Below are 24880 nucleotides of genomic sequence, written 5' to 3' on the forward strand. Positions count from 1 at the left end.
CACCGGGGCAGGCGCGGCCGGGGCGCTGGCCACGGGGGCATCCGGCGCGCCGGGCTGGGCCTCGTCGACCCCGCCCTCGCCGTTGCCGAACAGCCGCTGCAACAGGCCGGGACGCGGCGGCGGGGCGTCGCCGGTCAGCACTTCGAGGGCGCGGTTCTGCAGCTCGCTCAGTTCGCTGAGCAGGGCCGGCATCTCGCGGGAGCTGCCGGCGCGCTCGTCGAGGCGCTTGGCGAACTGCTTGAGGGATTTGCGCACGTCCCGCGGGACGTCGAGCTTGAGCAACTGGTTGGCCAGGCCACCCAGGGCGCCGACGTTCTGCTGGATGCGTTGCTGGCGGCGCTGCTCGGAGTCGAGCACGGCCTTTTCCAGCCGGGGGATGAGGGCGGACAGGCCGGCGTCGATCTTGTCGCCACGGATGATCTCCCGCAGCTCCTGCATGCAGGCGTCCACCGCCTTGTCGGTGCCTTCGGCGGCCAGGGAACTGCGCACCAGGCCCCGGCGCAGCAGGTCGAGGCGCGCCTCCCAGAGGCGTTCGAGCTTTTCCTGCTCTTCCAGGCTTTCCAGGTACTTGGCTTTCCAGCGCTGGCCGTCGTCGCTCATGGTGCGGATCCGGAAGGGTCGAGCCTGGCCGGGAGTGCGTCGCCGCGCAGGGAGGCGGGCAGACGGATGTCCACGGCCACCGGCAGGTGGTCGGAGATGGGTTGGCTGAGCACCTGCACGCGCTCCAGGGTGAGGCTGGGGCTGAGCAGGATGTGGTCGAGGCAGCGCTGGGGGCGCCAGCTCGGGAAGGTGGCCTCGACCTGCGGTGCCAGCAGCCCGAGGTCACGCAGGGGCGAGTGGTGCAGCAGGTCGGTGGCGTGGGTGTTCATGTCGCCCATGAGCACCTGGTGGCGGTAGTTGCCGATCAGCTCGCGGATGTAGGCGAGCTGGCGGGTGCGGGCCTTGGTGCCGAGGGCGAGGTGCATCATGACCACCACCAGGGCGTCATCGCCTTCGCCGAAGCGCATGAGGATGGCGCCGCGACCGGGCGGGCCGGGCAGGGGGTGGTCTTCCAGCTGGGTGGGCTGCAGGCGGCTGAGCAGGCCGTTGCTGTGCTGCGCCAGGCGCCCGAGGTTGCGGTTGAGCTGCTGGTACCAGTAGGGGAAGGCACCGAGCTGGGCCAGGTGTTCGACCTGGTTGACGTAGCCGGAGCGCAGGCTGCCGCCGTCCACTTCCTGCAGGGCGACGAGGTCGAAGTCACCCAGGAGGGCGCCGATGCGCTGGAGGTTGCCGGCTCTCCCGGCATGGGGCAGGAGGTGCTGCCAGCCGCGAGTGAGGTAGTGGCGGTAGTGGCCGGTGTTGATGCCGACCTGGATGTTGAAGCTGAGCAGGCGCAGCCGGCCGTCTTCGGGCAAGCCGCTGGCGTCGCAATGAGGGTTGACCTGCGCGGTGCGCAGGCCAGCGGTGCGATCGTTGCTCCAGCGGCGCAGCATGGGCCTGCCCCGGTGCCGCTTACTTCGCGGCACGCTCCTTGGCGATCAGGTAGTCGGCGACGGCAGTGGTCTGCTCCAGGCCACCGGAGGAGCCGATGTCGAAGCGGTACTTGCCGTTGACGATGAGGGTCGGTACGCCGGAGATCTGGTAGGCGACGGCCAGCTTCTTGGCTTTCTCCATCTGGCTCTTCACGCCGAAGGAGTCGAAGGCCTTGAGGAAGGCTTCCTTGTCGACACCGTGGACGGCGAGGAAATCAGCCATGGCTTCCTTGGTGGCGAGCTTGTTGCCTTCCTTGTGGATGGCGTCGAACACGGCTTTGTGCACGCTGTGCTCCACACCCATGCTCTCGAGGGTGATGAACAGCTGGCCGTGGACGTTCCACAGGCCGCCGAACATGGCGGGAACGCGCACGAAGTTGACGTCTTCCGGGAGCTTCTCGGACCAGGCGTTGACGGTCGGTTCGAATTGGTAGCAGTGCGGGCAGCCGTACCAGAACAACTCCACCACCTCGATCTTGCCGGGCTTGGAGACCGGCACCGGGCTGCTCAGCTCGACATACTGCTTGCCCGCCTGGATGTCTTCGGCGTGGGCGGCGGTCATGCCGAACAGGCTCGCGCTGGCGAGTACGGCGGAAAGGATCAGGTTACGCATGCTTGGCTCCTAGACGGATCGTGGGGTTCTGCGACGGGCCCAGCTTCGACCGGGGGCCGCTGGGCGGGTTCCGCATTGTAGCGAGGCTGCCAATGAAAAAGGGTGGCCATAGCCACCCTTTCATTTACCGTTTACTACCGCTCGGGAAAGCTTAGTGCAGACCCTGGATATAGCTGGAAACGGCTTCGATGTCCTTGTTGCTCAGCTTGGCGGCGATGGCGCGCATGATCATGTTGTCGCCGTCGTTGGTGCGGTTGCCTTCGCGGAAATCGGTCAGCTGCTTGGCCACGTACTGGGCATGCTGGCCACCCAGGTGCGGGAAGCCGGCAGCGGCGTTGCCGGCGCCGTTCGGGGAGTGGCAGCCGGTGCAGGCGGGCATGCCTTCTTCCAGCTTGCCGCCACGGAACAGGGCTTCGCCACGGGCCACCAGCTTGGGATCGGCGGCGCCGACGCTGCCGGACTGGCTGGAGAAGTAGGCGGCGATGTCCTGCAGGTCCTGGTCGCTGAGGTTGGTCAGCAGGCCGGTCATTTCCAGCACCTGGCGCTTGCCGTCCTTGATGTCATGCAGCTGCTTGAGCAGGTAGCGCTCGCCCTGGCCGGCGAGTTTGGGGAAGTTCGGGGCAAGGCTGTTGCCGTCCGGACCGTGGCAAGCGCCGCATACGGCGGTTTTGGCCTGGCCGGCCTTGGCGTCGCCTGCGGCGTGGGCCAGACCGGTGATGCCCAGGGTCAACAGCAGACTCACGAGTACTTTGTTCATCAGCTAATCCAATTACGGCTAAGGGTGAAAGAATCTAGCGCCCGACTACCTTCGTTATTGGCTCATCCACTGGATGACCGCTTTGTAGTCTTCGGCACTGCAGTCCATGCACAAGCCTCGGGGAGGCATGGCGTTCAAACCATTGGTGACGCTCTGAACCAGAGCATCAGTGCCCTTGGCCAGTCGCGGCTCCCAGGCCGCCTTGTCGCCCTTCTTGGGCGCCATAGGCAGTTGACCATTGTGGCAGGCCCCGCAGGTCCGGTTGAAAACGGCTTCCGGATCCTGAGCAGCCTGAGCGCCAAAGGCCAGCGCCGCAAGGCTTGCGACGAATACCATCTTCTTCATGATCAACCTCATCAGAGGGGCTTCGCCGGGCTTTCTGCAGTGCCCTGGTCGTTCCCGTGGCCCTTGTACCCTGGGGGATAAAGCGCACACTAAATCTGCGGCATTATATACTGGCGCTGCCCAAACGGAAACGAAACCGCCCTCTGCGACACCAGGTCGCACCCTGTGGACTCCTTCATGTCATTCAAGAATCCGATCATCGGCCTGTGCCAGCAGGCCCGCTTCCTCATCAGTGCCACCAAGGTGGACCAGTGCCCGCCCGACCAGGGCCTGGAGGTCGCCTTCGCCGGCCGCTCCAACGCCGGCAAGTCCAGCGCGCTGAACACCCTGACCCACGCCAACCTGGCGCGTACCTCGAAGACCCCGGGCCGCACCCAGCTGCTCAACTTCTTCTCCCTGGACGAGGACCGCCGCCTGGTGGACCTGCCCGGCTACGGCTACGCCAAGGTGCCGATCCCTCTCAAGCAGCATTGGCAGCACCACCTGGAGGCCTACCTGAGCAGCCGCGAGAGCCTGGTCGGCCTGGTGCTGATGATGGACATCCGCCACCCGCTCACCGACTTCGACCGCCTGATGCTGGACTGGTCCAGCGCCGGCCACATGCCGCTGCACATCCTCCTGACCAAGGCCGACAAGCTGGCCTATGGCGCCTCGAAGAACGCGCTGCTGAAGGTGCGCCAGGAAATCCGCAAGGGCTGGGGCGATGACGTGAGCATCCAGCTGTTCTCCGCACCCAAGCGCCAGGGCGTGGAAGAGGCCCAGGCCGTGCTGGCCCGCTGGCTGCAGCTGGGCGAGGAATTCGAGGAAGGCGGCAGCGACGCATCCGACGCCTGAATCGCAGGCAAAAAAAACCCCGGACTTCGTATGGGGAGGGGGAAGTTCCGGGGTTCAAGTCTGAACCGCTAGGGCGGGGTTCAGATATCTGCCAACACTAAACACAGCAAAAGGAGCATCGAAGGCTTCACCAGCCATTCCCAGTCTCTGACCGGGCATGCTTCACAAAAGTTCACCGCTGCGTCAGAAATTATTCCTTCGGTCAGCGCTGCCCCTTATGCGAAACAGCGCTAAGCCGATGGGCGCACTCAGTGCGCCTCGTCCCAGTTGTCGCCCACCCCGACTTCCACCACCAGCGGCACATCCAGCTCGGCGGCATCGCTCATGAGCGGACGGATGGCGGCGCACACGGTGTCCACCAGGTCCTCGCGCACCTCCAGCACCAGTTCGTCGTGCACCTGGAGGATGACGCGCGCATCCAGGCCGCTCTCCTGCAGCCAGGCATCCACTGCCACCATGGCGCGCTTCATGATGTCCGCCGCCGTGCCCTGCATCGGCGCGTTGATCGCGGTGCGCTCGGCGCCCTTGCGCATGGCCTGGTTCTTCGAGTGGATTTCCGGCAGGTAGAGCCGGCGCCCGAACAGCGTCTCGACGAAGCCCTGGGCAGCCGCCTGCTCACGGGTGCGCTCCATGTAGGCAAGCACACCGGGGTAGCGGGCGAAGTAGCGGTCGATGTACGCCTGGGACTGCTTGCGGTCGACGCCGATCTGCTTGGCCAGGCCGAAGGCGCTCATGCCGTAGATGAGGCCGAAGTTGATGGCCTTGGCGCTGCGGCGCTGGTCATTGCTGACCTGGTCCAGCTCGACGCCGAAGACTTCCGCCGCCGTCGCCCGGTGCACGTCGCGGTCATGACGGAAGGCGTCCAGCAGGCCTTCGTCCTTGGCCAGGTGGGCCATGATGCGCAGCTCGATCTGCGAATAGTCCGCCGCCAGCAGCTTGTAGCCCTTGGGTGCGACGAAGGCCTGGCGGATGCGCCGCCCTTCGGCCGTGCGGATCGGGATGTTCTGCAGGTTCGGATCGCTGGAGGACAGGCGCCCGGTGGCCGCCACCGCCTGGTGGTAGGAGGTGTGGATGCGCCCGGTGCGCGGGTTGATCTGCTCCGGCAGCTTGTCGGTGTAGGTGCTCTTGAGCTTGCTCAGGGAGCGGTACTGCATGATCACCTTGGGCAGCTCGAAGTCCTGCTCGGCCAGGTCCGCCAGCACGTTCTCGGCGGTGGAGGGCTGGCCGGTGGCGGTCTTGGCCAGCACCGGCAGGCCGAGCTTCTCGTAGAGGATGGCGCCAAGCTGCTTGGGCGAACCCAGGTTGAATTCCTGCCCGGCCAGCTCGTAGGCCTGGCGCTCCAGGGCCACCATCTTCTCGCCCAGTTCCAGGCTCTGCTGGCCCAGCAGCTTGCCGTCCACCAGCGCACCGTTGCGTTCGATGCGCGCCAGCACCGGCACCAGCGGCATCTCGATGTCCTTCAGCACCGTGACCAGGGACGGGACAGCCTCCAGCTTCTGCCACAGCGCCTGGTGCAGGCGCAGGGTCACGTCGGCGTCCTCGGCGGCGTAGGGGCCGGCCTGCTCCAGGGCGATCTGGTCGAAGGTCAGCTGCTTGGCGCCCTTGCCGGCGATGTCCTCGAAGCGGATGGTGCTGTGGCCCAGGTATTTCAGGGCCAGGCTGTCCATGTCGTGGCGGGTGGCCGTGGAGTCCAGCACATAGGACTCGAGCATGGTGTCGAAGGCGATGCCCTGGACGGTGATGGGCGTCGAGGCGTTGGCCAGGACGTTCATGTCGTACTTGGCGTGCTGGCCGACCTTGGCCTTGGCCGGGTCTTCCAGCAGCGGCTTCAGGGCCTGCAGCACCGCGTCGCGGTCCAGCTGCGCGGGCACGCCCATGTAACTGTGGGCCAAGGGCACGTAGGCGGCCTCGCCGGCTTCCACGGCGAAGGACACCCCCACCACCTGCGCCTGCTGGGCGTCAAGGCTGGTGGTCTCGGTGTCGAAAGCGATCAGCGGCGCCGCCTCCAGCTTCTTCAGCCAGGCGTCGAACTGCGCCTGCTCCAGCACGGTTTCATAGCGCGTCTCGACGGCCGGCTCCGCGGGGGCATCCAGCAGGGCCAGTTGTTCGCCGTCCGACTTGGCCTGGCGCTGCAGGTCATCCAGCCAGCTCTTGAACTCCAGGGTGCGGTACAGCTCGGCCAGGGCCTCGCGGTCCGGCTCGCCGGGGTGCAGGGCATCGATCTCGACGTTCAGCTCCACGTCGCACTTGATGGTGGCGAGCTGGTAGGACAGGTAGGCCATGTCCTTGTGCTCCAGCAGCTTGGCCGGCAGCCCCTTGGCACCGCGGATCGGCAGCTCGGGCACCTTGTCCAGGCTGGCGTAGAGCACATCGAGCCCGCCGCCCACGCCGGTGAGCAGGCCCAGGGCGGTCTTTTCGCCCACGCCGGGCACGCCGGGGATGTTGTCGACCTTGTCGCCCATCAGGGCCAGGTAATCGATGATCAGCTCAGGACCGACGCCGAATTTCTCTTTCACGCCATCGATGTCCAGCGTGCTACCGGTCATGGTGTTGACCAGCGTAATGTGCGGATCGACCAACTGCGCCATGTCCTTGTCGCCGGTGGAGATCACCACCTGGCGCCCGCCCGCCGCGCTTTGCCGGGCCAGGGTGCCGATCACGTCATCGGCCTCCACGCCCTCCACGCACAGCAGCGGCAGGCCCAGGGCCCGCACCGTTGCGTGCAGCGGCTCCACCTGTACCCGCAGCTCGTCCGGCATGGACGGCCGGTTGGCCTTGTACTCGGCGAACATCGCATCGCGGAAGGTCCCGCCCTTGGCGTCGAAGACCACCGCGAACGGGCTGTCCGGGTACTGCTTGCGCAGGCTCTTGAGCATGTTCAGCACACCCTTGACCGCACCGGTGGGCAGGCCCGCCGAAGTCATCAGCGGCGGCAGGGCATGGAAGGCGCGGTACAGGTAGGAGGAACCGTCGACGAGGACGAGAGGGGCTTGGCTCATGCGTGAATTCAACCTTTATTCACCGGACCCGCAGTAGAATGGCCCGGTCATTGACGATAAGGGACAAGGTTACCACCATGCGCGCTTTCAACCGCCTGTTGCTCGCCGGTCTGCTGGCCCTCCTGCCGGTGAGTGTCTTCGCCGACGACGAGGCACCCTCGCCGGAACCCGACGTCACCATCCGCCAGGACGGCGACAAGACCATCCAGGAATACCGTGTGAACGGCTTCCTCTATGCGATCAAGGTCACCCCCAAGGGTGGCAAACCCTACTTCCTGGTCCGCGCTGACGGCGACAGCAACTTCATCCGGTCGGACAACCCCGACATGCTGATCCCGCAGTGGGAGATCTTCAGCTGGTAAGGCCGCCACGGTGGCCGTAACAAGGTAGTCGAATGTCCGTTTTCACCCCGCTGCAGCGCCCCGAACTCGAAACCTTCCTCGCCCCCTACGGGCTGGGCCGGCTCCGGGACTTCAAGGGCATCGCCGAAGGTTCGGAGAACAGCAACTTCTTCGTCAGTCTGGAGCGGGGTGAATACGTCCTGACCCTGGTGGAACGAGGCCCGGTGGCCGACCTGCCGTTCTTCATCGAACTGCTGGACGTGCTCCACAGCGCCGGCCTGCCGGTGCCCTACGCCCTGCGCAGCGAAGACGGCCAGGCCCTGCGCAGCCTCGCCGGCAAGCCCGCGCTGCTGCAGCCGCGCCTCGCCGGGCGCCACCTGCGCGAACCCAACCCGCACCACTGCGGCGAAGTCGGCACGCTGCTGGCGCGCATCCACCTGGCCACCCGCGACCAGCCCATCGAACGCAAGAGCGACCGCGGGCTCGACTGGATGCTCAGCGAAGGCCCGCACCAGGCCGAGCGCCTCGACGCCCAGGCCCGCCCGCTGCTGGAGCAGGCCCTGGCCGAGATCGAACGCCTCAAGCCCCGCATCCAGGCCCTGCCACGGGCCAACCTGCACGCCGACCTGTTCCGCGACAACGCCCTGTTCGACGGCCCGCACCTGGCGGGGGTGATCGACTTCTACAACGCCTGCTCCGGCCCGATGCTCTACGACCTGGCCATCACCCTCAACGACTGGTGCTCCGACGACGACGGCCAGCTCGACGAGGCCCGCGCCCGCGCCCTGCTCGGCGCCTACGTTGCCCTGCGCCCCTTCACCGCCGCCGAGGCCGAACTCTGGCCGACGCTGCTGCGCGTCGCCTGCGTGCGCTTCTGGCTGTCGCGCTTGATCGCCGCCGAGGCCTTCGCCGGCCAGGACGTGCTGATCCACGACCCCGCCGAATTCCAGCGCCGCCTGGCCCATCGCCAGGTGGTGGAGCTGCCGCTGCCCTTTGCCCTCTAGGGCGCCTCTGCGCCCCGTAGGGTGGGCTTCAGCCCACGCGGGTGCCTGTCGGCGGCCTGAAGCCGTGCCTTGACGCAGATATCCCTGCTGCGCGAGCTCGGGCACACCGCAAACCGTAGCCTGGGCTTCAGCCCAGGGATGGCGAGGTGTCGACGCTCATGCATAACGATTTTGGTGGTGCTCGCCGGGACACGCATGCTCGTCTGGCGTGAAGGTCCACTGAGGCGCAGACATCCCTGTCGGTACTCCGCTGCCCAAGCTCAACCCCATCCCGGGCCATACACGGCCGGTCGTTCGCCCTTCAAAACACACGCTTGTCTGGCGTGAAGATCCACTCAGGCGCAGACATCCCTGTCGCTGCTCCGCTGCCCAAGCTCAACCCCGGCCCGGCCATCCATGGCCGGTCGTTCGCCCTTCAAAACGCATGCTTGTCTGGCATGAAGATCCACTCAGGCGCAGACATCCCTGTCGGTACTCCGCTGCCCAAGCTCAGCCCCGGCCCGGCCATCCATGGCCGGTCGTTCGCCGGCGCAACGCATGCGTTGCGAAAACCCCGGCTCACCCACATTTCGAGTGCCCGCAGTTGAGGCAGGTGGCGCAGCCGTCCATACGGACGACGGCCTGGGTGTTGCACTTGCCACAGAGCTGGGCGCCGGGGGGGAAGCCTTCGCCGGGTTCGGCGGTGGTGGTGCCGAGGCTGGCTTCGTAGGCGGCGCGCTTTTCGGCGAGGAAGCGCTGCTGCTCCGGGTCGGGCTGGGGGCCCTGCATCAGGCCGATGGCCACCAGGTGGCGTTCCAGCACGGCGCCGATCTCGGCCACCAGGGAGGGCATGTACAGCCCGCCGCGCTTGAGGTAGCCGCCACGGGGGTCGAACACCGCGCTCAGCTCCTCCACCAGGAAGGTGCAGTCGCCGCCCTTGCGGAACACCGCCGACATGATGCGGGTGAGGGCGACGATCCATTGGAAGTGCTCCATGCCCTTGGAGTTGATGAAGATCTCGAAGGGCCGGCGCTGCTCGTGGGGCGTGCCGGGGTTGAGGACGATGTCGTTGATGGTCACGTACAGCGCGTGCTCCGACAGAGGCGACTTGATCTTGTAGGTCGCCCCCACCAGGGTTTCCGGGCGCTGCAGGGTCTCGTCCATCTGCACCACGGCGGCCGCTTCCTCGGCGGCGCGGCGGGCGCGCTCGGCCTCCACGTCCACCACCTGGAAACCCTTGATCCGCTGGTTGATCTTCACGCTCATCGCCGCCTCCGCTCAGTAACGCCCGTAGTAGCCCTCCTTGAGGGCCTCGTACAGGTTCGCCGCCGTATGCACCTCGCCGTCGTACTCCACCTCCTCGTTGCCCTTCAGCTCCACCACGCTGCCGTCCTCCAGTTCGAAGCGGTAGCGGGTCTTCTCCAGGTCCGCGTCCTTCACCAGCACACCCTGGAAGGCCGCCGGGTTGAAGCGGAAGGTGGTGCAGCCCTTCAGGCCCTGGCGCCAGGCGTAGAGGTAGATGTCCTTGAAGGCCTCGAAGGGGTAGTCGGTGGGCACGTTGGCGGTCTTGGAGATGGAGGAGTCGACCCACTTCTGCGCCGCCGCCTGGATGTCCACGTGCTGGGCGGGGGTGATGTCCTCGGCGGTGACGAACCACTCGGGCAGGCCATGGCCCGCCGAATCGGCCCCGGGCGCCGCCTGCGGGTCCACCAGGGCGCGGTAGGCCAGCAGCTCGTAGCTGACCACCTCGACCTTCTGCTTGGTCTTGCGCCCGGGGCGGATCAGGTTGCGCGAATAGACGTGGGCGAAGCTCGGCTCGATGCCGTTGGAGGCGTTGTTGCCCAGGCTCAGGCTGATGGTGCCGGTGGGGGCGATGGAGCTGTGGTGGGTGAAGCGCGCACCCACCTCGGCCAGTTGCGCCACCAGCTCCGGCGCGTGCTCGGCGATGCGCTGCATGTAGCGCGAGTAACGCGCATGCAGCACGCTGCCGGGCACCGAGTCACCCACCTTGTAGCCGTCGGCAGCCATCTCCGGGCGCTGCCGGAGCATCGCCTCGGTCACCGTGAAGCGCTGCGCCAGCAGCGGTGCCGGGCCTTTCTCCTTCGCCAGGTCGAGGGCTGCCTGCCAGCCCACCAGGGCCATCTCGCGGGCCACTTCCTCGGTGAACACGCAGGATTCCGGGCTGCCATAGCGCAGGCCGAGCAGGGCGAGCGCCGACCCCAACCCGAGGAAGCCCATGCCATGGCGGCGCTTGCCGGTGATCTCCTCGCGCTGCTGCGCCAGGGGCAGGCCGTTGATCTCCACCACGTTGTCCAGCAGGCGGGTGAAGACCTTCACCACCTCGCGGAAGCGCTCCCAGTCGAACCGCGCCTGGTCGGTGAACGGGTCGTCGACGAAGCGGGTCAGGTCGATCGAGCCCAGCAGGCAGGAACCGTAGGGCGGCAACGGCTGCTCGCCGCAGGGGTTGGTGGCACGGATCGCCTCGCACCACCAGTTGTTGTTCAGCGCGTTGACCCGGTCGATGAGGATGAAGCCCGGCTCGGCGTAGTCGTAGGTGGAGGCCATCACCATGTCCCACAGGTGCCGCGCCTTGAGCCGGCCGTAGATGCGGCAGGCCACCCGGCCGTCCTCCCGCACCTGGTAGCCCGCGTGGATCGGCCAGTCGCGCCAGAGCACCTGAGCCGGGTCGTCCAGGTCCACCTCGTCCAGCTCGCGGGCATGCAGGGGAAACACCAGCGGCCACTCGGCGTCCTGCTCCACGGCCTGCATGAAGGCATCGGTCACCAGCAGGCTGAGGTTGAACTGGCGCAGGCGGCCGTCCTCGCGCTTGGCGCGGATGAACTCGCGCACGTCCGGGTGGGCGATGTCGAAGGTGGCCATCTGCGCCCCACGCCGGCCCCCGGCGGAGCTGACGGTGAAGCACATGCGGTCATACACGTCCATGAACGACAGCGGCCCGCTGGTGTGCGCCCCGGCACCGGAAACGAAGGCGCCCCGGGGGCGCAGGGTGCTGAACTCATAGCCGATGCCACAGCCGGCCTTGAGGGTCATGCCGGCTTCGTGGACCTTGCCGAGGATGTCGTCCATGGCGTCATGGATCACCCCCGAGACGGTGCAGTTGATGGTCGAGGTGGCCGGCTTGTGGGCCTGGGCACCGGCGTTGGAGAGGATGCGCCCGGCCGGCAGCGCCCCCTGGCGCAGGGCCCAGAGGAAGCGCTCGTACCAGTGCTCGACGTCCTTCGGCTCCACCTCGGCCAGGGCCTGGGCCACCCGTTGCAGGCTGTGGTCCGGGGTGTCGTCCAGCGGCGTACCGTCGCGCCGGCGCAGGCGGTACTTGCTGTCCCAGATGTCTTCGGAAGCCGCCTGCAAGGGCAGCGGCAGGCGGGTCTTCGCGGGGGAGCCGGTGCGGGTCATAGGGGTCGGAGCCTCCTGTCGCCGGGGCAGAGATGTCCCGGGAGGAAGTTAGACCGTCGACCCAAGAAAAGTCGTCGCGACTCGACCGATGGTGTGGCTTGTGGGCGCGCGCAGGCTACGCGCTGTGGATAAGTGGCCCGGGGCGCCTCAAAGCGCCTCCAGGCACCCCGCCAGGCCCTGGGCCAGGTCGTCCAGCAGGCGCTCGTAGCCACCTGCGGCCACCGGCACCTGCATGCCCAGTGCATCCAGCTCGGCCAGGCGCACCGGCAGGCCCTGGGTCAGGGTCTCGGCCAGGCGCGGGCGCACCGGCGGCTCGCTGAACACGCAGCTGGGGCCGGCCGCCCGCAGGCGCTCGCGCATCGCCGCCACGTGGCGGGCACCCGGCTGTACCTCGGCCGCCACGCTGAACACCCCGGCGTGACGCAGGCCGTAGGCGCTCTCGAAGTAGTCGAAGGCCTCGTGGAAGACGAAGAACGGCTTGCCGCTGACGGCCGCCATGCGGGCCTTGAGGCGCACATCGAGCTGGTCCAGGCGCTCGCCGAAGGCCTTCAGGTTGGCCTGGTAGCGCGCCGCGTTGACCGGGTCCGCCGCCGACAGGTCCGCCGCCATGCGGGCAGCGATCACCCGGGCGTTGGCCGGCAGCAGCCAGAGGTGGGCGTCCAGGGAGCCGGGGCGGTGGTCATGGTCGTGCTCGTGGGCGTCCTCGTGCTCATGCTCATGCTCATCGTGGCCGAGGGCCTCGAAATGGCGCAGCTGCATGCCCGGCAGGTCCTGCACCGCCACGGCCGGCGCGCTGCGCCCGGCGATCACCTTGGGCAGGAAGCCTTCCAGGTCCGGGCCGACCCAATACAGCAGCGGCACCTCACGCACCCGCCGTACGTCGGACGGCCGCAGCGCGTACTGGTGCGGCGAGGCCCCGGGCGGCAGCAGCACCTCGGGCTCACCCACACCGTCCTGAACGGCAGCGGCGATCAGCTGCAGCGGCTTGATGCTGGTCAGCACACGGACGTCGGCGCCGGCCGGCAGCGCCAGGCAGGCAAGGAGGGCGAGCAGGACGAGACGCGACACGGGGAGGACTCCGACACAAAGGCGTAATAGAATAACGTCTCTTTGACTCAACGTCGCCGCCATGCTCAAGCCGATCAAGACCCAAGCCCCCCTGGCCTGCCGCCCCCACGATCACTCCCACTGCGTGCGGGATGCGCTGGCCGAGGCCGAAGCCCTCTGCGCCCGCGACGGCCTGCGCCTGACCGCCCTGCGCAAGCGCGTGCTGGAGCTGGTCTGGGCCAGCCACAAGCCCCTGGGCGCCTACGACATCCTCGGCGTACTGACCGAGGAAGACGGCCGCCGCGCCGCGCCGCCCACGGTGTACCGCGCCCTGGAGTTCCTCCTGGAGAACGGCCTGGTGCACCGCATCGCCTCGCTCAACGCCTTCGTCGGCTGCAACCACCCCGGCGAAGCCCACCAGGGCCAGTTCCTGATCTGCCGCCAGTGCCAGACCGCCATCGAGCTGGAACAGTCGGCCATCAGCGACGCCATCGTCGCCAGCGCCCAGGCCGTCGGCTTCGCCGTGGAAGGGCAGACCGTGGAAGTGGTCGGCCTGTGCGCCACCTGCCGGGGCAAGGCATGAGCCAGGACGCGCTGATCCGCCTGGAGGGCGTCGGCGTCACCTTCGCCGGCCAGGCGGTGCTGCAGGACGTGGGGCTGACCCTGCGCCCCGGCGAGATCGTCACCCTGATCGGCCCCAACGGCGCCGGCAAGACCACCCTGGTGCGCACCGTGCTCGGCCTGCTGCAGCCCCAGCGCGGCAGCGTCTGGCGCAAGCCGCGCCTGCGCATCGGCTACATGCCGCAGAAGCTCCAGGTGGATGCCACCCTGCCGCTCACCGTGCTGCGCTTCCTGCGGCTGGTGCCGGGGGTCGACCGCGCCGCGGCGCTCGCCGCCCTCAGCGAAGTGGGCGCTCCCCAGGTGATCGACAGCCCGCTGCAGACCGTTTCCGGCGGCGAGTTGCAGCGCGTGCTGCTGGCCCGCGCCCTGCTGCGCGAGCCCGAGCTGCTGGTGCTGGACGAACCCGTGCAGGGCGTCGACGTCGCCGGCCAGGCCGAGCTGTACCGCCTCATCACCCAGCTGCGCGACCGCCTCGGCTGCGGCGTGCTGATGGTCTCCCACGACCTGCACCTGGTGATGAGCACCACCGACCAGGTGGTGTGCCTGAACCGCCACGTGTGCTGCTCCGGCCACCCCGAGCAGGTCAGCTTCGACCCGGCCTTCGTCGAGCTGTTCGGCAAGGACGCCCAGAGCCTGGCCGTCTACCACCATCACCACGACCACGAACACGACCTCCACGGCGAAGTGATCGAGCGTCCCGGCTTCCCCGCCGGCACCCGCTTCACTCCCGTTCACAAGCACGGCCCCGACTGCAACCATGGCTGATTTCCTCGTCAACGCCCTGCTCGCTGGCCTTGCGCTGGCCCTGGTGGCAGGCCCGCTCGGCTCCTTCGTGGTGTGGCGGCGCATGGCCTACTTCGGCGACACCCTATCCCACGCCGCCCTGCTGGGTGTGGCCCTGGGCCTGATGCTCGACATCAGCCCAACCCTGGCGGTGACCGTCGGCTGCGTGCTGCTGGCGGTGCTGCTGGTGACCCTCCAGCAGCGCCAGCCGCTGGCCTCGGACACCCTGCTGGGCATCCTCGCCCACAGCACCCTGTCCCTCGGCCTGGTGGCCCTGAGCTTCATGAGCGAAGTGCGGGTGGACCTGATGGGCTACCTGTTCGGCGACCTGCTGGCGGTGAGCCCCACCGACCTCGCCTGGATCCTCGGCGGCAGCGCCCTGGTGCTGGGCCTGCTGGTGCCGCTGTGGCGGCCGCTGCTGGCCATCACCGTGCACGAGGAGCTGGCGCGGGTGGAGGGTCTGCCGGTCACCGCCATCCGCCTGGCGCTGATGCTGCTGATCGCCGTGGTGATCGCCGTGGCCATGAAGATCGTCGGCGTGCTGCTGATCACCTCGCTGCTGATCATTCCTGCCGCCGCTGCCCAGCGCCACGCCCGCACTCCCGAGCAGATGGCCGTCGGCGCCAGCCTGCTGGGCCTGGTGGCGGTGTGCGCCGGCCTGGCGCTGTCCTGGTTCAAGGACACCCCCGCCGGCCCGTCCATCGTGGTCTCGGCGGCGGCGCTGTTCCTGCTCAGCTTCGCCGCCCCGCGCCGCACCTAGCCGACCGTCGCCGGCTCGCTGCGCGCGGGCTGGCGGACGCTTGAGCGGCGATCCTCGAGGATCATCCGCGCCGCCTTCTCGGCGATCATCAGCGTCGGCGAGCAAGTGTTGCCCGAGACGATGGTCGGCATGATCGACGCATCCACCACCCGCAGCCCCGGCACCCCGTGCACCCGCAGGCGCGCGTCCACCACTGCCTCGCGGTCCGCGCCCATGCGGCAGGTGCCCACCGGGTGGAAGATGGTGGTGCCGATGTCGCCCGCCGCCTGGCGCAGCTCCGCCTCGCTCTGCAACGCCGGGCCCGGCAGGTACTCCTCCGGCCGGTAGGGCGCCAGTGCCGGGGCGGCGGCGATGCGCCGGGTCAGGCGGATGGCGTCGGCGGCCACCCGCAGGTCTTCCTCCTCGCTCAGGTAGTTGGGCTGGATCAGCGGTGCGGCACTGGCCTCGGCGGCGCGGATGTCCACCCGGCCCCGGCTGGCCGGACGCAGGTTGCACACCGAGGCGGTGAAGGCGGGGAAGGGGTGCAGCGGCTCGCCGAAGCGCTCCAGGGACAGCGGCTGCACGTGGTACTCCAGGTTCGCCCGTTGCTGCTCCGGGCCGGAGCGGGCGAAGGCGCCCAGCTGGCTCGGCGCCATGGCCAGCGGGCCGCTGCGGCTGAGCAGGTAGCGCAGGCCCATGCCGGCCTTGCCCCACAGGCTGCCGGCCATCTGGTTGAGGGTCGGCACGCCGCTGACCTTGTAGATCAGCCGCAGCTGCAGGTGGTCCTGCAGGTTGCCGCCCACCCCCGGCAACTCGTGCCGCACGCCGATGCCGAGGCGCTCCAGCAGCGGGCGCGGGCCGATCCCCGAGCGCTGCAGCAGCGTCGGCGAACCGATGGCCCCCGCCGCGAGGACCACCTCCCGCGCGGCGAAGCTGCACAGGTCGCCCCGCCAGCGCGCCACCACGCCACAGGCGCGGCCCTCTTCGAGCACCACCCGCTCCACCTCCACATCGGTCAGCACCCGCAGGTTCGGCCGGCCCAGCACCGGCCGCAGGTAGGCCTTGGAGGCGTTCCAGCGCACGCCGCCGCGCTGGTTCACCTGGAAGTAGCCACAGCCCTCGTTGTCACCGGTGTTGAAGTCATCCACCGGGGCGATGCCGGTCTCCCCGGCGGCAGCGCGGAAGGCCTCCAGCAGCGCCCAGGACAAGCGCTGCCGCTCCACCCGCCACTCGCCCCCGGCGCCATGGTGCACCGACGCGCCGCCGAAGTGGTCCTCGCAGTGCTTGAACAGCGGCAGCACCTCGTCCCAGCCCCAGCCGGGGTTGCCCAGCGCCGCCCAGTGGTCATAGTCCGCCGCCTGGCCGCGCATGTAGATCATCCCGTTGATCGACGAGCTGCCCCCCAGCACCCGCCCGCGCGGGTAGCCCAGGGAACGGCCGTTCAGCCCCGGCTCGGCCTCGGTGCGCAGGCACCAGTCGGTGCGCGGGTTGCCGATGCAGAACAGGTAGCCCACGGGAATGTGGATCCACGGGTGGTTGTCGCGCCCGCCGGCTTCCAGCAGCAGCACGCGACAGGCCGGGTCGGCCGACAGCCGGTTGGCCAGCAGGCAGCCGGCCGGGCCGGCGCCGACGATCAGGTAGTCGTAAGGGAGGGGTTCGAGGTCCATGGGGCCTTCCTCTTATTGTCGTTTTGTCGGGCAGGGCCGAGCCTAGCAGGCCGCCGGCCCGATCGGCCGGAAAGGTCGGACCCGCCTCGGCTGATTTTCCCGACGGCCGGCGAACGCCAGGCCAGGCAACGGGTCTGATAGCACGCTGAGGGCAGGCCCGCGCCTACACTTTTGTCCTGCCCGGTCGCGCCGTGTAGAATTGCGCGTTTTTTGAACAAACCGAGAATCGCAGGAATGAAGCCGTTCGCAACCCGATACCTTCCCGTTATCGCGATTTCCCTGCTGTTAGCCGCGTGCCAGAGCAAACCCCAGGACACCGTCATCCCCGCCGATGAACTGGTCACCCGTTTCCGCCAGCTCGACCTGACCCTGGCCAACGGCCAGCTCGCCGAGGCCGAGACCCAGCTCAAGGCCTTGCAGACCAGCGCCGCCGGCGACACCCGCCTCGAGCAGTACCAGCGCCAGCTCTCCGAAGCCTGGCTGAAGAAGGGCCAGGCCGCCCTGCAGCAGGGTGACCTCAATAGCGCCACCACCGCCCTCAGCCATGCCCGCAGCCTGATGCCCCAGGCCCCGGCGCTGACCACCGGCCTGGACGGCGCCATCGCCCACGCCCGAGCCAGCGAAAGCGAGCGTGCGGCCCAATTGGCCGMCGCCCGTGAAGCCGCCGCCCGTGCCGAGCAGGCGCGCCAGCAGCAGCTCGCCGCCCAGCGCCAGGCCGCCACCCCGGCGCCCCAGGCCCAGCCGGTGGAGGAGAAGCCCGCCGCCCCCGCGCGCCCGGTGCGCCGCGTCGCCAACGACGTGGCCCTGCCGATGCTGGACAACGACGACAACGAGCGCCTGCGCAGCCTGCTCGACGCAGTGGCCGCCGACGTGGTCGCCTTCRACTGCGACGTGCRCCTGCATGTGCGCGAAGCCAAGCAGTACCCCTGGGTGGTGGCCCTGCTCCAGGCCCGGGTGAAGAAGCTYGACCCCGCCTACAAGCTGCGCCTGGCCCACAGCATCGACCCCAGCCAGACCCCGCGCCTGCAACTGAACCCCGCACGCTGATCCCCGCGCCCGGCCCCCTCGCGGGCCGGGCCGCAAAACCCCGCTTTCGCCCCCGCGTTATTCCAAGTGGCTATACCCCTAGGCCGACAAAGATTTTCGGCCACACCCCGCGAAGCGGTAGACTACGCGGCTTTTTAGGCCCCATCGGGCCCCCGAGAGCCCCACAAGGTTTCCCTACGTGATCGAATTCCATGACGTCCACAAGGCGTATCGAGTCGAAGGCCGCGACATCCCCGCGCTGCGACCGACCGACCTGAGCGTGGCCCAAGGCGAAGTGTTCGGCCTGATCGGCCATTCCGGTGCCGGCAAGAGCACTCTGCTGCGACTGATCAACCGCCTGGAAGAGCCCAGCGGCGGGCGCATCGTCATCGACGGCGAAGACATCACCGCCCTCGACGCCGAAGGCCTGCGGCGCTTCCGCCAGCGCGTCGGCATGATCTTCCAGCACTTCAACCTGCTGTCCTCCAAGACCGTCGCCGACAACGTCGCCCTGCCGCTGAAGCTGGCCGGCGAGCTGTCCCGCGCCGAGATCGAGCAGCGCGTCGAGGAACTGCTGGCCCGGGTCGGCCTCGCCGCCCACGCCCGCAAGTACCCCGCCCAGCTTTCCGGCGGGCAGAAGCAGCGCGTCGGCATCGCCCGCGCCCTCGCCACCCGGCCGAAGATCCTGCTCTGCGACGAGGCCACCAGCGCCCTCGACCCGCAGACCACCGGCCAGGTCCTGCAGCTGCTGGCGGAGATCAACCGCGAGCTGAACCTGACCATCGTCCTCATCACCCACGAGATGGACGTGATCCGCCGCGTGTGCGACCGCGTCGCGGTGATGGACGCCGGCGTCATCGTCGAGCAGGGCCCGGTGGCCGACGTCTTCCTGCACCCGCAGCACCCCACCACCCAGCGCTTCGTCCAGGAGGACGAGCAGGTGGACGAAGGCGAGCAGCGCGAGGACTTCGCCCACGTCCAAGGCCGCATCCTGCGCCTGACCTTCCAGGGCGAAGCCACCTACGCCCCGCTGCTGGGCACCGTCGCCCGCCAGACCGGGGTGGACTTCAGCATCCTGGCCGGGCGCATCGACCGCATCAAGGACACCCCCTACGGCCAGCTGACCCTGGCCCTCACCGGCGGCGACATCGAGGCCGCGCTGGCCTGCTTCCGTGAAGCGGACGTTCACCTGGAGGTCCTGCGCTGATGAACGAACTCATCGCCAACATCGACTGGTACGAAATCTGGCTGGCCAGCCTCGACACCCTCATGATGCTGGGCGGCTCGCTGCTGTTCACCGTCCTGCTGGGCCTGCCGCTGGGCGTGCTGCTGTTCCTCACCAGCCCGCGCCAGCTGTTCGAGAACCGCGCCGTCTACAGCCTGCTGTCGCTGGTGGTGAACGTGCTGCGCTCGCTGCCGTTCATCATCCTGCTGATCGTGATGATCCCCTTCACCGTCCTCATCACCGGCACCTCCCTGGGTGTCGCCGGCGCCATCCCGCCGCTGGTGGTGGGCGCCACGCCGTTCTTCGCCCGCCTGGTGGAAACCGCCCTGCGCGAAGTGGACCGCGGCATCATCGAGGCCACCCAGGCCATGGGCGCCACCACCCGGCAGATCGTGGTCAACGCCCTGCTGCCGGAAGCCCGGCCGGGCATCATCGCCGCCATCACCGTCACCGCCATCACCCTGGTGTCCTACACCGCCATGGCCGGCGTGGTGGGCGCGGGCGGCCTCGGCGACCTGGCCATCCGCTTCGGCTACCAGCGCTTCCAGACCGACGTGATGGTGGTCACCGTGGTCCTGCTGCTGGTGCTGGTGCAGATCCTGCAGACCGTCGGCGACAAGCTGGTGGTGCATTTCTCCCGCAAATGAAAGGATGGCCGGCGTCCACCCGACCCGGCCCTCGCATTCCCATAAGGAGCGTTCCATGAAAAAACTGCTGGTGGCCGCTGCCGCCTTCGCCGCCTTCTCCGCCCAGGCCGACACCCTGACCGTGGCCGCCACCCCGGTGCCCCACGCGGAGATCCTCGAATTCATCAAGCCCCAGCTGGCCAAGGAAGGCGTGGACCTGAAGATCAAGGTCTTCACCGACTACGTGCAGCCCAACGTGCAGGTAGCCGAGAAGCGCCTGGACGCCAACTTCTTCCAGCACCAGCCGTACCTGGATGAGTTCAACAAGTCCAAGGGCACCCAGCTGGTGAGCGTCGCCGGCGTGCACATCGAGCCCTTCGGCGCCTACTCCAGCAAGATCAAGAAGCTCGACGAACTGCCCCAGGGCGCCTCGGTGGTCATCCCCAACGACGCCACCAACGGCGGCCGTGCCCTGCTGCTGCTGGCCAAGGCCGGCGTGATCACCCTCAAGCCCGAGGCCGGCATCACCGCCACCCCCAAGGACATCGCCGAGAACCCCAAGGGCATCAAGGTGCGTGAACTGGAAGCGGCCACCCTGCCGCGCGTGCTGACCCAGGTCGACCTGGCCCTGATCAACACCAACTACGCCCTGGAAGCCAAGCTGAACCCCACCAAGGACGCCCTGGCCATCGAAGGCAGCGACTCGCCCTACGTGAACATCCTGGTGTCCCGTGCGGACAACAAGGACAGCGCCGACATGCAGAAGCTGGCCAAGGCCCTGCACAGCCCCGAGGTGAAGAAGTTCATCGAGGAGAAGTACAAGGGCGCCGTGGTACCGGCGTTCTGATCGCTTCCCGGTCATGAAGAAGCCCGCTCATCGAGCGGGCTTTTTTGTGGCTGTGCCGCCGTTCCTCGGTTGCCACCCCCTGAGAACCCTGCAGCCACGCGCTCCCGGCACTCCTCTTGGAGGGCAGAGTGGTGCAGATCCGAAGCGCACGCTGACGTCGTGTCAGGCGACCAAGGGGAGGCGGGGACACTGCCCCTTCAGGAGGCCGAGCGCAGTCGTTGCGCAGGGGGACGAGCGGCATGGATGCCGCGAGAGGCGCGCCAGGCCAGGGATGGCCCATCGCGCCGGCCCCCGTAGCAGCGACGGAGCGAGGGGAGTCCCGCGAAGCGGGACCCGGATGCAGGGGCGAGCCCTTTTGGTTACTTTTCTGGGCGATTGAGAAAAGTGACTCGCCTGGGAAGGCGAAACAGAACGCATCAGCACACGCGATAACGAGCTGGGCTCGAATACCTCAAGCAGTTGGCATCACTGCGATGCGACCACCCGCTCCGGCCGCGACCAGATCCACGCGGCCCCGAACGCCATCCCCACTCCGGCCATGACCACCGACGGCGTGTGCGACACGGTGCAGGCCATCAGCGTCAGCCCCAGGCTCATGCTGACGCTGGCCGCCAGCTTGGTGCGGCGGGTGATCACCCCGCCACGGCGCCAGTTGCGCAGCGGTGGGCCCAGCAGGCGGTGGTTCTCCAGCCAGGCGCTGAGGCGCGGCGAGCCGCGGGAGGCGGCCCAGGCCGCCAGCAGCACGAACTCGGTGGTGGGCAGCCCCGGCAGCACCACGCCCAGCAACGCCAGGCCGATGGCCAGGTAGGCCAGGGCCACCCACAGCCAGCGCAGACGGCCAGGTGTGGGGGCGGGGGTATCAGGCAAAGCAGCGTTCCAGGTGGTCGGTGAAGCGGTTGAACGCCGCGATGGCGGCAGCCTCGGCCAGGCGCTCCTGCTCGGCGTCCAGGGCCAGGCCGTCGAGGGTGGCGACGAAGGCCTTCCAGCCCTGGGCGCGGCCGCCGGCTGGCTCGCCCAGGTGGCGGGCGCCGAAGGTGTCGGAGAGGCCCAGGCCCTCGGCACGCTTGTAGAGGAACGCCGCGCCGAGCTTGGAACCCTCGGAGACGAACAGCCAGCCCAGCGCCGCGCCCAGGCTCAGCCCGACGGTGGGCGCCTCGCCCTCGACCGCCGGCAACGGATGGCCCAGGTCCGCCAGGTCGGCCTTGGCCTGCTCGTGACGGGCACGGGCCGGCAGGTCCTCGAACAGCTGGCCCAGGCTGGCGTCGGCGTACAGCCCGGCCAGGTCCATCTGGAACAGGTACTGCGCCGCGACGAAGCGGGCGAAGTGCTCACGCTTGCCGAACGGGTCGTGGCTCTTCACCAGCGCGTCCAGGCGGCTGTGGGGCTCGTGGGTGACCTGGTTCAGGCGCTGGGAGCGCAGGGGATGGGACAGTTGCGGCTGGGATGCGGTCATGGCGATGTCTCGATTCGAGTGAACTGCCCAGGCGAAGCGCCGGGCCTTTCACACATGACGTTTTAGCGAACGAGACTCAGTAAAAATAATTGGACAGCTGCCAGTTTCAGAACACCACCGCCGAAGACTGGGCTGATTCCAACGCAGAGAAGCCGGTAAGTGCTACCCAGGATGTGACGCCCACATTGATGTATGTGGCTTGCCCTCGAGGGTGGGGCGGCGGAATCGCCCCTTCAGGAGGCTGAGTGGAGTCGTTGTAGAAGGGGTTGAGCGACATGGATGTCGCGAGAGCGCTGCCGGGCCATGGATGGCCCGTCAGCGCGTACCCCTGGAGCAACGACGGAACGAGGGAAGTCCCGCGCAGCGGGACCCGTATGCAGGGGCAAGCCCTTTTGGCCCCTTTTGGGGCGACTGCCAAAAGGGGCTCGCCCGGGAGGGCGAAACGGAAAACATCCGCAGAACGCGAAAAGCAGCCGAGCCCCATTCCCGAAGCTGCTCCGCTCAGGCTTCGGGAGTCCTCCTGCTCCCCTCGAAATACCCCGCCAGCGCCTCCAGGTCCCCCGGCACCAGTTGCCCCGCCAGATACCGCAGCTGCAGCCACGCGCGCAGGTAGCCGTAGCGCGCCTGGGCCAGGTCGCGGCGGGCGCTGTAGAGCTGCTGCTCGGCGTCCAGCACGTCGAGGTTGACCCGCTCGCCCCCGGCCACGCTGCGCCGGGTCGCTTCGATCAGGGTGCTGGCGGACTCCACCGCCAGGGCGTAGGCGCGCAGCTTGGCGGCGCTGCTGGCGCAGAGGTTGAACTGCTGGCGCAGCTGGTTGAGGGTCTCGGCGGTCTGCGCGTCGAGGCTGTGGCTGGCCTGCTCCACCTCGGCCACGGCGCGGCGGGTGGAGGCGCTGACGGCGCCCCCGGCGAACAGCGGCAGGCTGATCTGCAGGCCGATGCTGTCGGTGTCGTATTCCTGGTTGTAGGTGCTCTCGGAGCCGGAGCGGGTCTTGCTGGTGCTGGCGTAGGCGCTGACGGTGGGCAGGTGCCCGGCGCGGTTGCGCTCCACCGCGTAGCGGGCCCGGTCGAGGGCGTGGCGCTGGGCGGCCAGCTCCGGGTTGGCGGCCAGGGCGAGGTCGCGCCAGGTCTCGAAGCGTGCCGGTTGCAGCGGCTGCAGGGTGAAGTCCTCCGCCAGCGGGGTGAGGTCCTGAACCGCCAGGGGCTCGCCGACGATGGCCTGTAGCTGGCGCAGGGCGGCGTCGAGGTTATCCACAGCCTCGATTTCCTGGGCGCGGGCCAGCTCCAGGCGGGCGCCGGTTTCCAGCAGGTCGGTGCGGGTGCCTTCGCCGGCCTGGAACAGCCGCTGGTTGAGCTGCAGCTGCTCGGCATAGGCGCGGCGCTGGGCCTGGACCAGGGCGATCTGGTCCTGAGCGAACAGCGCCTCGCTGTAGGCACTGAACAGGCGCACCAGCAGCTCCTGGCTGCGCCCGCGGTAGCGCGCGTCGGCCATCAGCGCCTCGGCCTCGCCCTGGCGGTAGGCGGCCCAGGCGGCGTAGTCGAACAGCGGCTGCTGCAGGGTCAGGGTGGAGGCGCGGCTGCGGTAGTCACGCTGGCTGGTGACGTTGCCCTGGACGCTGGCCTGGGTCACCTCGGAGTCATTACGCGCGCTGCTGTAGCTGTAGGACAGCGTCGGCAGCAGCCCGGCCCGGCCAATGGCGCGGGCCTCCTGGCCGGCATCGCGCTCGGCCAGGGCGGCTTGCAGGGTCGGGTCGTTGCGCAGGGCCAGGGCGTAGGCGTCGCGCAGGTCGAGGGCGCTGGCCGGCCAGGCGAGCGCCAGCAGCAGGGCGGGGAGCAGGGCGCGCATCAGTCCTCCGACAGGGCCAGGTGCAGGCGGTCGGCCAGGGGCTTGAACAGGTAGTTGAGCAGCGAGCGCTCGCCGGTGCGGACGAAGGCCTGCACCGGCATGCCGGGGCGGATGTCGAGGCCGGCCAGTTGCCGGGCACCGTCCTCGCTGACGCGGATGCGCACCTGGTAGTAGGGCTCGCGGGTCTGCTCGTCGAGCAGGCGGTCGGCGGACACCAGCACCAGCTCGCCGGGCACCCGGGGCGTGCTGCTCTGGTTGAAGGCGGCGAACAGCAGCTCCACCGGCAGGCCGGGGCGCAGGCGGTCCACCAGCTCCACCGGGGCGCGGGCGTCCACCAGCAGCGGCGCATCGCGGGGCACCACCTCCATCAGTTGCTGGCCGGGGGCGATGACCCCGCCGGGGGTGAACACCGCCAGCCCCACCAGGGTGCCGGCCACCGGGGCGCGCACCTCGGTGTGGGCCAGTTCGAACTCGGCGCTGGCCAGGCGGCTGGTCAGTTCACCGAGGCGCAGGCGGTTGTCCACCTGCTGCTGGTGCAGGTCGCGGCGGTACTCCTCGGCCTGCTGGCGTTCGCGCCAGCCCAGCTCCTGCACCTGCTGGCGGGCGTGGCCGATGGCGCCGACGGCTTCGCCCAGCTCCCCGTCGAGCTGGGCCAGCAGGCGTTCGTTCTCCAGCAGGCGGTTGCGCGGGATGTAGCCCTCCTGCGCCAGGCCGCGCAGCCCCTGGAGCTGCTGCAGCAGGGCTTGGCGCTGCTCGCGGCGGTAGCGCTGGGCGCTCTCCAGCCCGGCGAGGTGGGCGCGGGCACCGGCCAGCCCCTCGCGCAGGGCGGCCTGTTGCAGGCGCTGGGCTTCGCGGCGGCTGGCGAACAGCTGCTGGTGCAGGGCCTGGCTGGCCTGCATGTCGGGGTCGTCGGCCGGCAGGCTCGGCGGGAAGCGCAGCTGCGCCTGCCCTTCGGTTTCGGCCGCCAGGCGCACGGCGGCGGCCTGGGCGTCGCGGTATTGCTGGCGCAGGGTGTCGCGTTCGGCGCGCGGGCGGGTGGCGTCGAGGGTGAGCAGCACCTGGCCGGCGCTCACGGCCTCGCCGTCGTGCACCAGCAGGCGCGCCACCACGCCGCCGGTGGGGTGCTGCACGGCCTGGCGGTGGCCGGCGACCACCACGCTGCCGCTGACGGCGACGCCCTTGTCCAGCGGGGCGAGGGCAGCCC

Annotated in this window: 23 protein-coding genes and 1 pseudogene; 10 read left to right on the forward strand and 14 right to left on the reverse strand. The window is 69.0% G+C overall.

The features are described from left to right. The 5 genes and pseudogenes from SZ55_RS07845 to SZ55_RS07865 form a co-directional block, all read right to left on the reverse strand. Window positions 1-600 (reverse strand): annotated as a pseudogene (locus SZ55_RS07845) (GGDEF domain-containing protein); the annotation flags it as partial. Then, window positions 597-1472 (reverse strand): endonuclease/exonuclease/phosphatase family protein, encoded by an 876-nt coding sequence (locus tag SZ55_RS07850; protein ID WP_139233606.1) that lies wholly within the window; start codon window positions 1470-1472, stop codon window positions 597-599. The gene SZ55_RS07850 and the pseudogene SZ55_RS07845, both read right to left, overlap by 4 nt. A 19-nt stretch (window positions 1473-1491) precedes the next feature. Then, the gene (locus SZ55_RS07855; RefSeq protein ID WP_044403814.1) at window positions 1492-2124 is read right to left on the reverse strand and encodes a thiol:disulfide interchange protein DsbA/DsbL; all 633 of its coding nucleotides are present in this window, start codon (window positions 2122-2124) and stop codon (window positions 1492-1494) included. Between the two features lie 151 nt (window positions 2125-2275). Beyond that, a complete protein-coding gene (locus SZ55_RS07860; protein ID WP_044403817.1) occupies window positions 2276-2881 on the reverse strand; it encodes a c-type cytochrome in 606 nt (201 codons plus the stop codon). A gap of 54 nt (window positions 2882-2935) precedes the next feature. Continuing rightward, the gene (locus SZ55_RS07865) at window positions 2936-3226 is read right to left on the reverse strand and encodes a c-type cytochrome (RefSeq protein WP_044403820.1); all 291 of its coding nucleotides are present in this window, start codon (window positions 3224-3226) and stop codon (window positions 2936-2938) included. A 177-nt stretch (window positions 3227-3403) separates the two neighbouring features. Between SZ55_RS07865 and yihA the strand changes: the two genes are divergently transcribed. Then, a complete protein-coding gene (gene yihA, locus SZ55_RS07870; protein WP_044403873.1) occupies window positions 3404-4060 on the forward strand; it encodes a ribosome biogenesis GTP-binding protein YihA/YsxC in 657 nt (218 codons plus the stop codon). 248 nt (window positions 4061-4308) lie between these two features. Here yihA and polA read toward each other — a convergent pair whose 3' ends face one another. Then, the gene (polA, locus tag SZ55_RS07875) at window positions 4309-7059 is read right to left on the reverse strand and encodes a DNA polymerase I (RefSeq protein ID WP_044403823.1); all 2751 of its coding nucleotides are present in this window, start codon (window positions 7057-7059) and stop codon (window positions 4309-4311) included. A 77-nt stretch (window positions 7060-7136) separates the two neighbouring features. On the opposite strand from polA, the gene SZ55_RS07880 reads away from it, so the two are divergent. Next, window positions 7137-7421, forward strand: coding sequence for a DUF2782 domain-containing protein (locus tag SZ55_RS07880; RefSeq protein WP_044403825.1), 285 nt, complete (start codon window positions 7137-7139; stop codon window positions 7419-7421). Between the two features lie 32 nt (window positions 7422-7453). Continuing rightward, entirely contained in the window at window positions 7454-8404 is a 951-nt protein-coding gene (locus tag SZ55_RS07885) for a homoserine kinase (protein WP_044403827.1), read from the forward strand. A gap of 558 nt (window positions 8405-8962) precedes the next feature. On the opposite strand, the gene SZ55_RS07890 is transcribed toward SZ55_RS07885, so the two are convergent. From SZ55_RS07890 to SZ55_RS07900, 3 genes are all read right to left on the reverse strand, one after another. Beyond that, window positions 8963-9649, reverse strand: coding sequence for a TSCPD domain-containing protein (locus SZ55_RS07890; protein ID WP_044403830.1), 687 nt, complete (start codon window positions 9647-9649; stop codon window positions 8963-8965). A 12-nt stretch (window positions 9650-9661) separates the two neighbouring features. Beyond that, complete coding sequence (locus SZ55_RS07895; RefSeq protein WP_044403833.1) at window positions 9662-11797, reverse strand: adenosylcobalamin-dependent ribonucleoside-diphosphate reductase; 2136 nt, start codon at window positions 11795-11797, stop codon at window positions 9662-9664. Window positions 11798-11944: 147 nt separating this feature from the next. Beyond that, window positions 11945-12928, reverse strand: coding sequence for a zinc ABC transporter substrate-binding protein ZnuA (locus SZ55_RS07900; RefSeq protein WP_082078169.1), 984 nt, complete (start codon window positions 12926-12928; stop codon window positions 11945-11947). On the opposite strand from SZ55_RS07900, the gene SZ55_RS07905 reads away from it, so the two are divergent. From SZ55_RS07905 to znuB, 3 genes are read left to right on the forward strand one after another with little or no spacing between them, the layout of a single operon-like run. Beyond that, a complete protein-coding gene (locus SZ55_RS07905) occupies window positions 12927-13427 on the forward strand; it encodes a Fur family transcriptional regulator (RefSeq protein ID WP_044403839.1) in 501 nt (166 codons plus the stop codon). The genes SZ55_RS07900 and SZ55_RS07905 overlap by 2 nt on opposite strands. Further along, the gene (znuC, locus tag SZ55_RS07910; protein ID WP_044403875.1) at window positions 13424-14230 is read left to right on the forward strand and encodes a zinc ABC transporter ATP-binding protein ZnuC; all 807 of its coding nucleotides are present in this window, start codon (window positions 13424-13426) and stop codon (window positions 14228-14230) included. Before SZ55_RS07905 ends, znuC begins: the two co-directional genes overlap by 4 nt. Beyond that, entirely contained in the window at window positions 14223-15008 is a 786-nt protein-coding gene (gene znuB / locus SZ55_RS07915) for a zinc ABC transporter permease subunit ZnuB (protein ID WP_044403842.1), read from the forward strand. The genes znuC and znuB overlap by 8 nt, the downstream gene beginning before the upstream one ends. On the opposite strand, the gene SZ55_RS07920 is transcribed toward znuB, so the two are convergent. Continuing rightward, complete coding sequence (locus SZ55_RS07920; protein ID WP_044403845.1) at window positions 15005-16654, reverse strand: GMC family oxidoreductase; 1650 nt, start codon at window positions 16652-16654, stop codon at window positions 15005-15007. The two genes, znuB and SZ55_RS07920, sit on opposite strands and share 4 nt — an antisense overlap. A 234-nt stretch (window positions 16655-16888) precedes the next feature. On the opposite strand from SZ55_RS07920, the gene SZ55_RS07925 reads away from it, so the two are divergent. The 4 genes from SZ55_RS07925 to SZ55_RS07940 all read left to right on the forward strand — a co-directional run bounded on the left by SZ55_RS07925 (window position 16889) and on the right by SZ55_RS07940 (window position 20378). Further along, window positions 16889-17701, forward strand: coding sequence for a hypothetical protein (locus tag SZ55_RS07925; protein ID WP_044403848.1), 813 nt, complete (start codon window positions 16889-16891; stop codon window positions 17699-17701). Window positions 17702-17879: 178 nt separating this feature from the next. Next, window positions 17880-18887, forward strand: coding sequence for a methionine ABC transporter ATP-binding protein (locus SZ55_RS07930; protein WP_044403850.1), 1008 nt, complete (start codon window positions 17880-17882; stop codon window positions 18885-18887). Further along, window positions 18887-19552: a methionine ABC transporter permease gene (locus SZ55_RS07935; RefSeq protein WP_044403853.1), complete on the forward strand. Its 666-nt coding sequence runs from the start codon at window positions 18887-18889 to the stop codon at window positions 19550-19552. The genes SZ55_RS07930 and SZ55_RS07935 overlap by 1 nt, the downstream gene beginning before the upstream one ends. A gap of 55 nt (window positions 19553-19607) precedes the next feature. Next, a complete protein-coding gene (locus SZ55_RS07940; protein ID WP_044403855.1) occupies window positions 19608-20378 on the forward strand; it encodes a MetQ/NlpA family ABC transporter substrate-binding protein in 771 nt (256 codons plus the stop codon). Between the two features lie 465 nt (window positions 20379-20843). Here the strand turns inward: SZ55_RS07940 and SZ55_RS07945 are convergent, their stop codons facing one another. The 4 genes from SZ55_RS07945 to SZ55_RS07960 all read right to left on the reverse strand — a co-directional run. Continuing rightward, window positions 20844-21245 (reverse strand): YbaN family protein, encoded by a 402-nt coding sequence (locus SZ55_RS07945; RefSeq protein WP_044403858.1) that lies wholly within the window; start codon window positions 21243-21245, stop codon window positions 20844-20846. Continuing rightward, window positions 21238-21831 carry a biliverdin-producing heme oxygenase gene (locus SZ55_RS07950; RefSeq protein WP_044403861.1) on the reverse strand — a complete coding sequence of 198 codons (594 nt, stop codon included), beginning with the start codon at window positions 21829-21831 and terminating at the stop codon, window positions 21238-21240. The genes SZ55_RS07945 and SZ55_RS07950 overlap by 8 nt, the downstream gene beginning before the upstream one ends. A gap of 501 nt (window positions 21832-22332) precedes the next feature. Continuing rightward, window positions 22333-23676 (reverse strand): TolC family outer membrane protein, encoded by a 1344-nt coding sequence (locus tag SZ55_RS07955; protein WP_044403864.1) that lies wholly within the window; start codon window positions 23674-23676, stop codon window positions 22333-22335. After that, window positions 23676-24880 (reverse strand): HlyD family type I secretion periplasmic adaptor subunit (locus SZ55_RS07960; RefSeq protein WP_044403867.1); only part of this gene is annotated, 1205 nt, incomplete at its 5' end. The genes SZ55_RS07960 and SZ55_RS07955, both read right to left, overlap by 1 nt.

Source organism: Pseudomonas sp. FeS53a (assembly GCF_000931385.1).
Lineage (GTDB): Bacteria > Pseudomonadota > Gammaproteobacteria > Pseudomonadales > Pseudomonadaceae > Metapseudomonas > Metapseudomonas otitidis.

What these genes read in the sequence shown, in the direction of transcription:
- SZ55_RS07860 (WP_044403817.1), bottom strand. Translation starts at nt 2,881, where the DNA reads ATGAACAAAGTACTCGTGAGTCTGCTGTTGACCCTGGGCATCACCGGT.
- SZ55_RS07900 (WP_082078169.1), bottom strand. Translation starts at nt 12,928, where the DNA reads ATGGCGGCGACGTTGAGTCAAAGAGACGTTATTCTATTACGCCTTTGT.
- SZ55_RS07855 (WP_044403814.1), bottom strand. Translation starts at nt 2,124, where the DNA reads ATGCGTAACCTGATCCTTTCCGCCGTACTCGCCAGCGCGAGCCTGTTC.
- SZ55_RS07880 (WP_044403825.1), top strand. Translation starts at nt 7,137, where the DNA reads ATGCGCGCTTTCAACCGCCTGTTGCTCGCCGGTCTGCTGGCCCTCCTG.
- SZ55_RS07895 (WP_044403833.1), bottom strand. Translation starts at nt 11,797, where the DNA reads ATGACCCGCACCGGCTCCCCCGCGAAGACCCGCCTGCCGCTGCCCTTG.
- SZ55_RS07865 (WP_044403820.1), bottom strand. Translation starts at nt 3,226, where the DNA reads ATGAAGAAGATGGTATTCGTCGCAAGCCTTGCGGCGCTGGCCTTTGGC.
- SZ55_RS07940 (WP_044403855.1), top strand. Translation starts at nt 19,608, where the DNA reads ATGAAAAAACTGCTGGTGGCCGCTGCCGCCTTCGCCGCCTTCTCCGCC.
- SZ55_RS07905 (WP_044403839.1), top strand. Translation starts at nt 12,927, where the DNA reads ATGCTCAAGCCGATCAAGACCCAAGCCCCCCTGGCCTGCCGCCCCCAC.
- SZ55_RS07950 (WP_044403861.1), bottom strand. Translation starts at nt 21,831, where the DNA reads ATGACCGCATCCCAGCCGCAACTGTCCCATCCCCTGCGCTCCCAGCGC.
- SZ55_RS07955 (WP_044403864.1), bottom strand. Translation starts at nt 23,676, where the DNA reads ATGCGCGCCCTGCTCCCCGCCCTGCTGCTGGCGCTCGCCTGGCCGGCC.
- SZ55_RS07850 (WP_139233606.1), bottom strand. Translation starts at nt 1,472, where the DNA reads ATGCTGCGCCGCTGGAGCAACGATCGCACCGCTGGCCTGCGCACCGCG.
- SZ55_RS07890 (WP_044403830.1), bottom strand. Translation starts at nt 9,649, where the DNA reads ATGAGCGTGAAGATCAACCAGCGGATCAAGGGTTTCCAGGTGGTGGAC.
- polA (WP_044403823.1), bottom strand. Translation starts at nt 7,059, where the DNA reads ATGAGCCAAGCCCCTCTCGTCCTCGTCGACGGTTCCTCCTACCTGTAC.
- yihA (WP_044403873.1), top strand. Translation starts at nt 3,404, where the DNA reads ATGTCATTCAAGAATCCGATCATCGGCCTGTGCCAGCAGGCCCGCTTC.
- znuB (WP_044403842.1), top strand. Translation starts at nt 14,223, where the DNA reads ATGGCTGATTTCCTCGTCAACGCCCTGCTCGCTGGCCTTGCGCTGGCC.
- SZ55_RS07920 (WP_044403845.1), bottom strand. Translation starts at nt 16,654, where the DNA reads ATGGACCTCGAACCCCTCCCTTACGACTACCTGATCGTCGGCGCCGGC.
- SZ55_RS07935 (WP_044403853.1), top strand. Translation starts at nt 18,887, where the DNA reads ATGAACGAACTCATCGCCAACATCGACTGGTACGAAATCTGGCTGGCC.
- znuC (WP_044403875.1), top strand. Translation starts at nt 13,424, where the DNA reads ATGAGCCAGGACGCGCTGATCCGCCTGGAGGGCGTCGGCGTCACCTTC.
- SZ55_RS07885 (WP_044403827.1), top strand. Translation starts at nt 7,454, where the DNA reads ATGTCCGTTTTCACCCCGCTGCAGCGCCCCGAACTCGAAACCTTCCTC.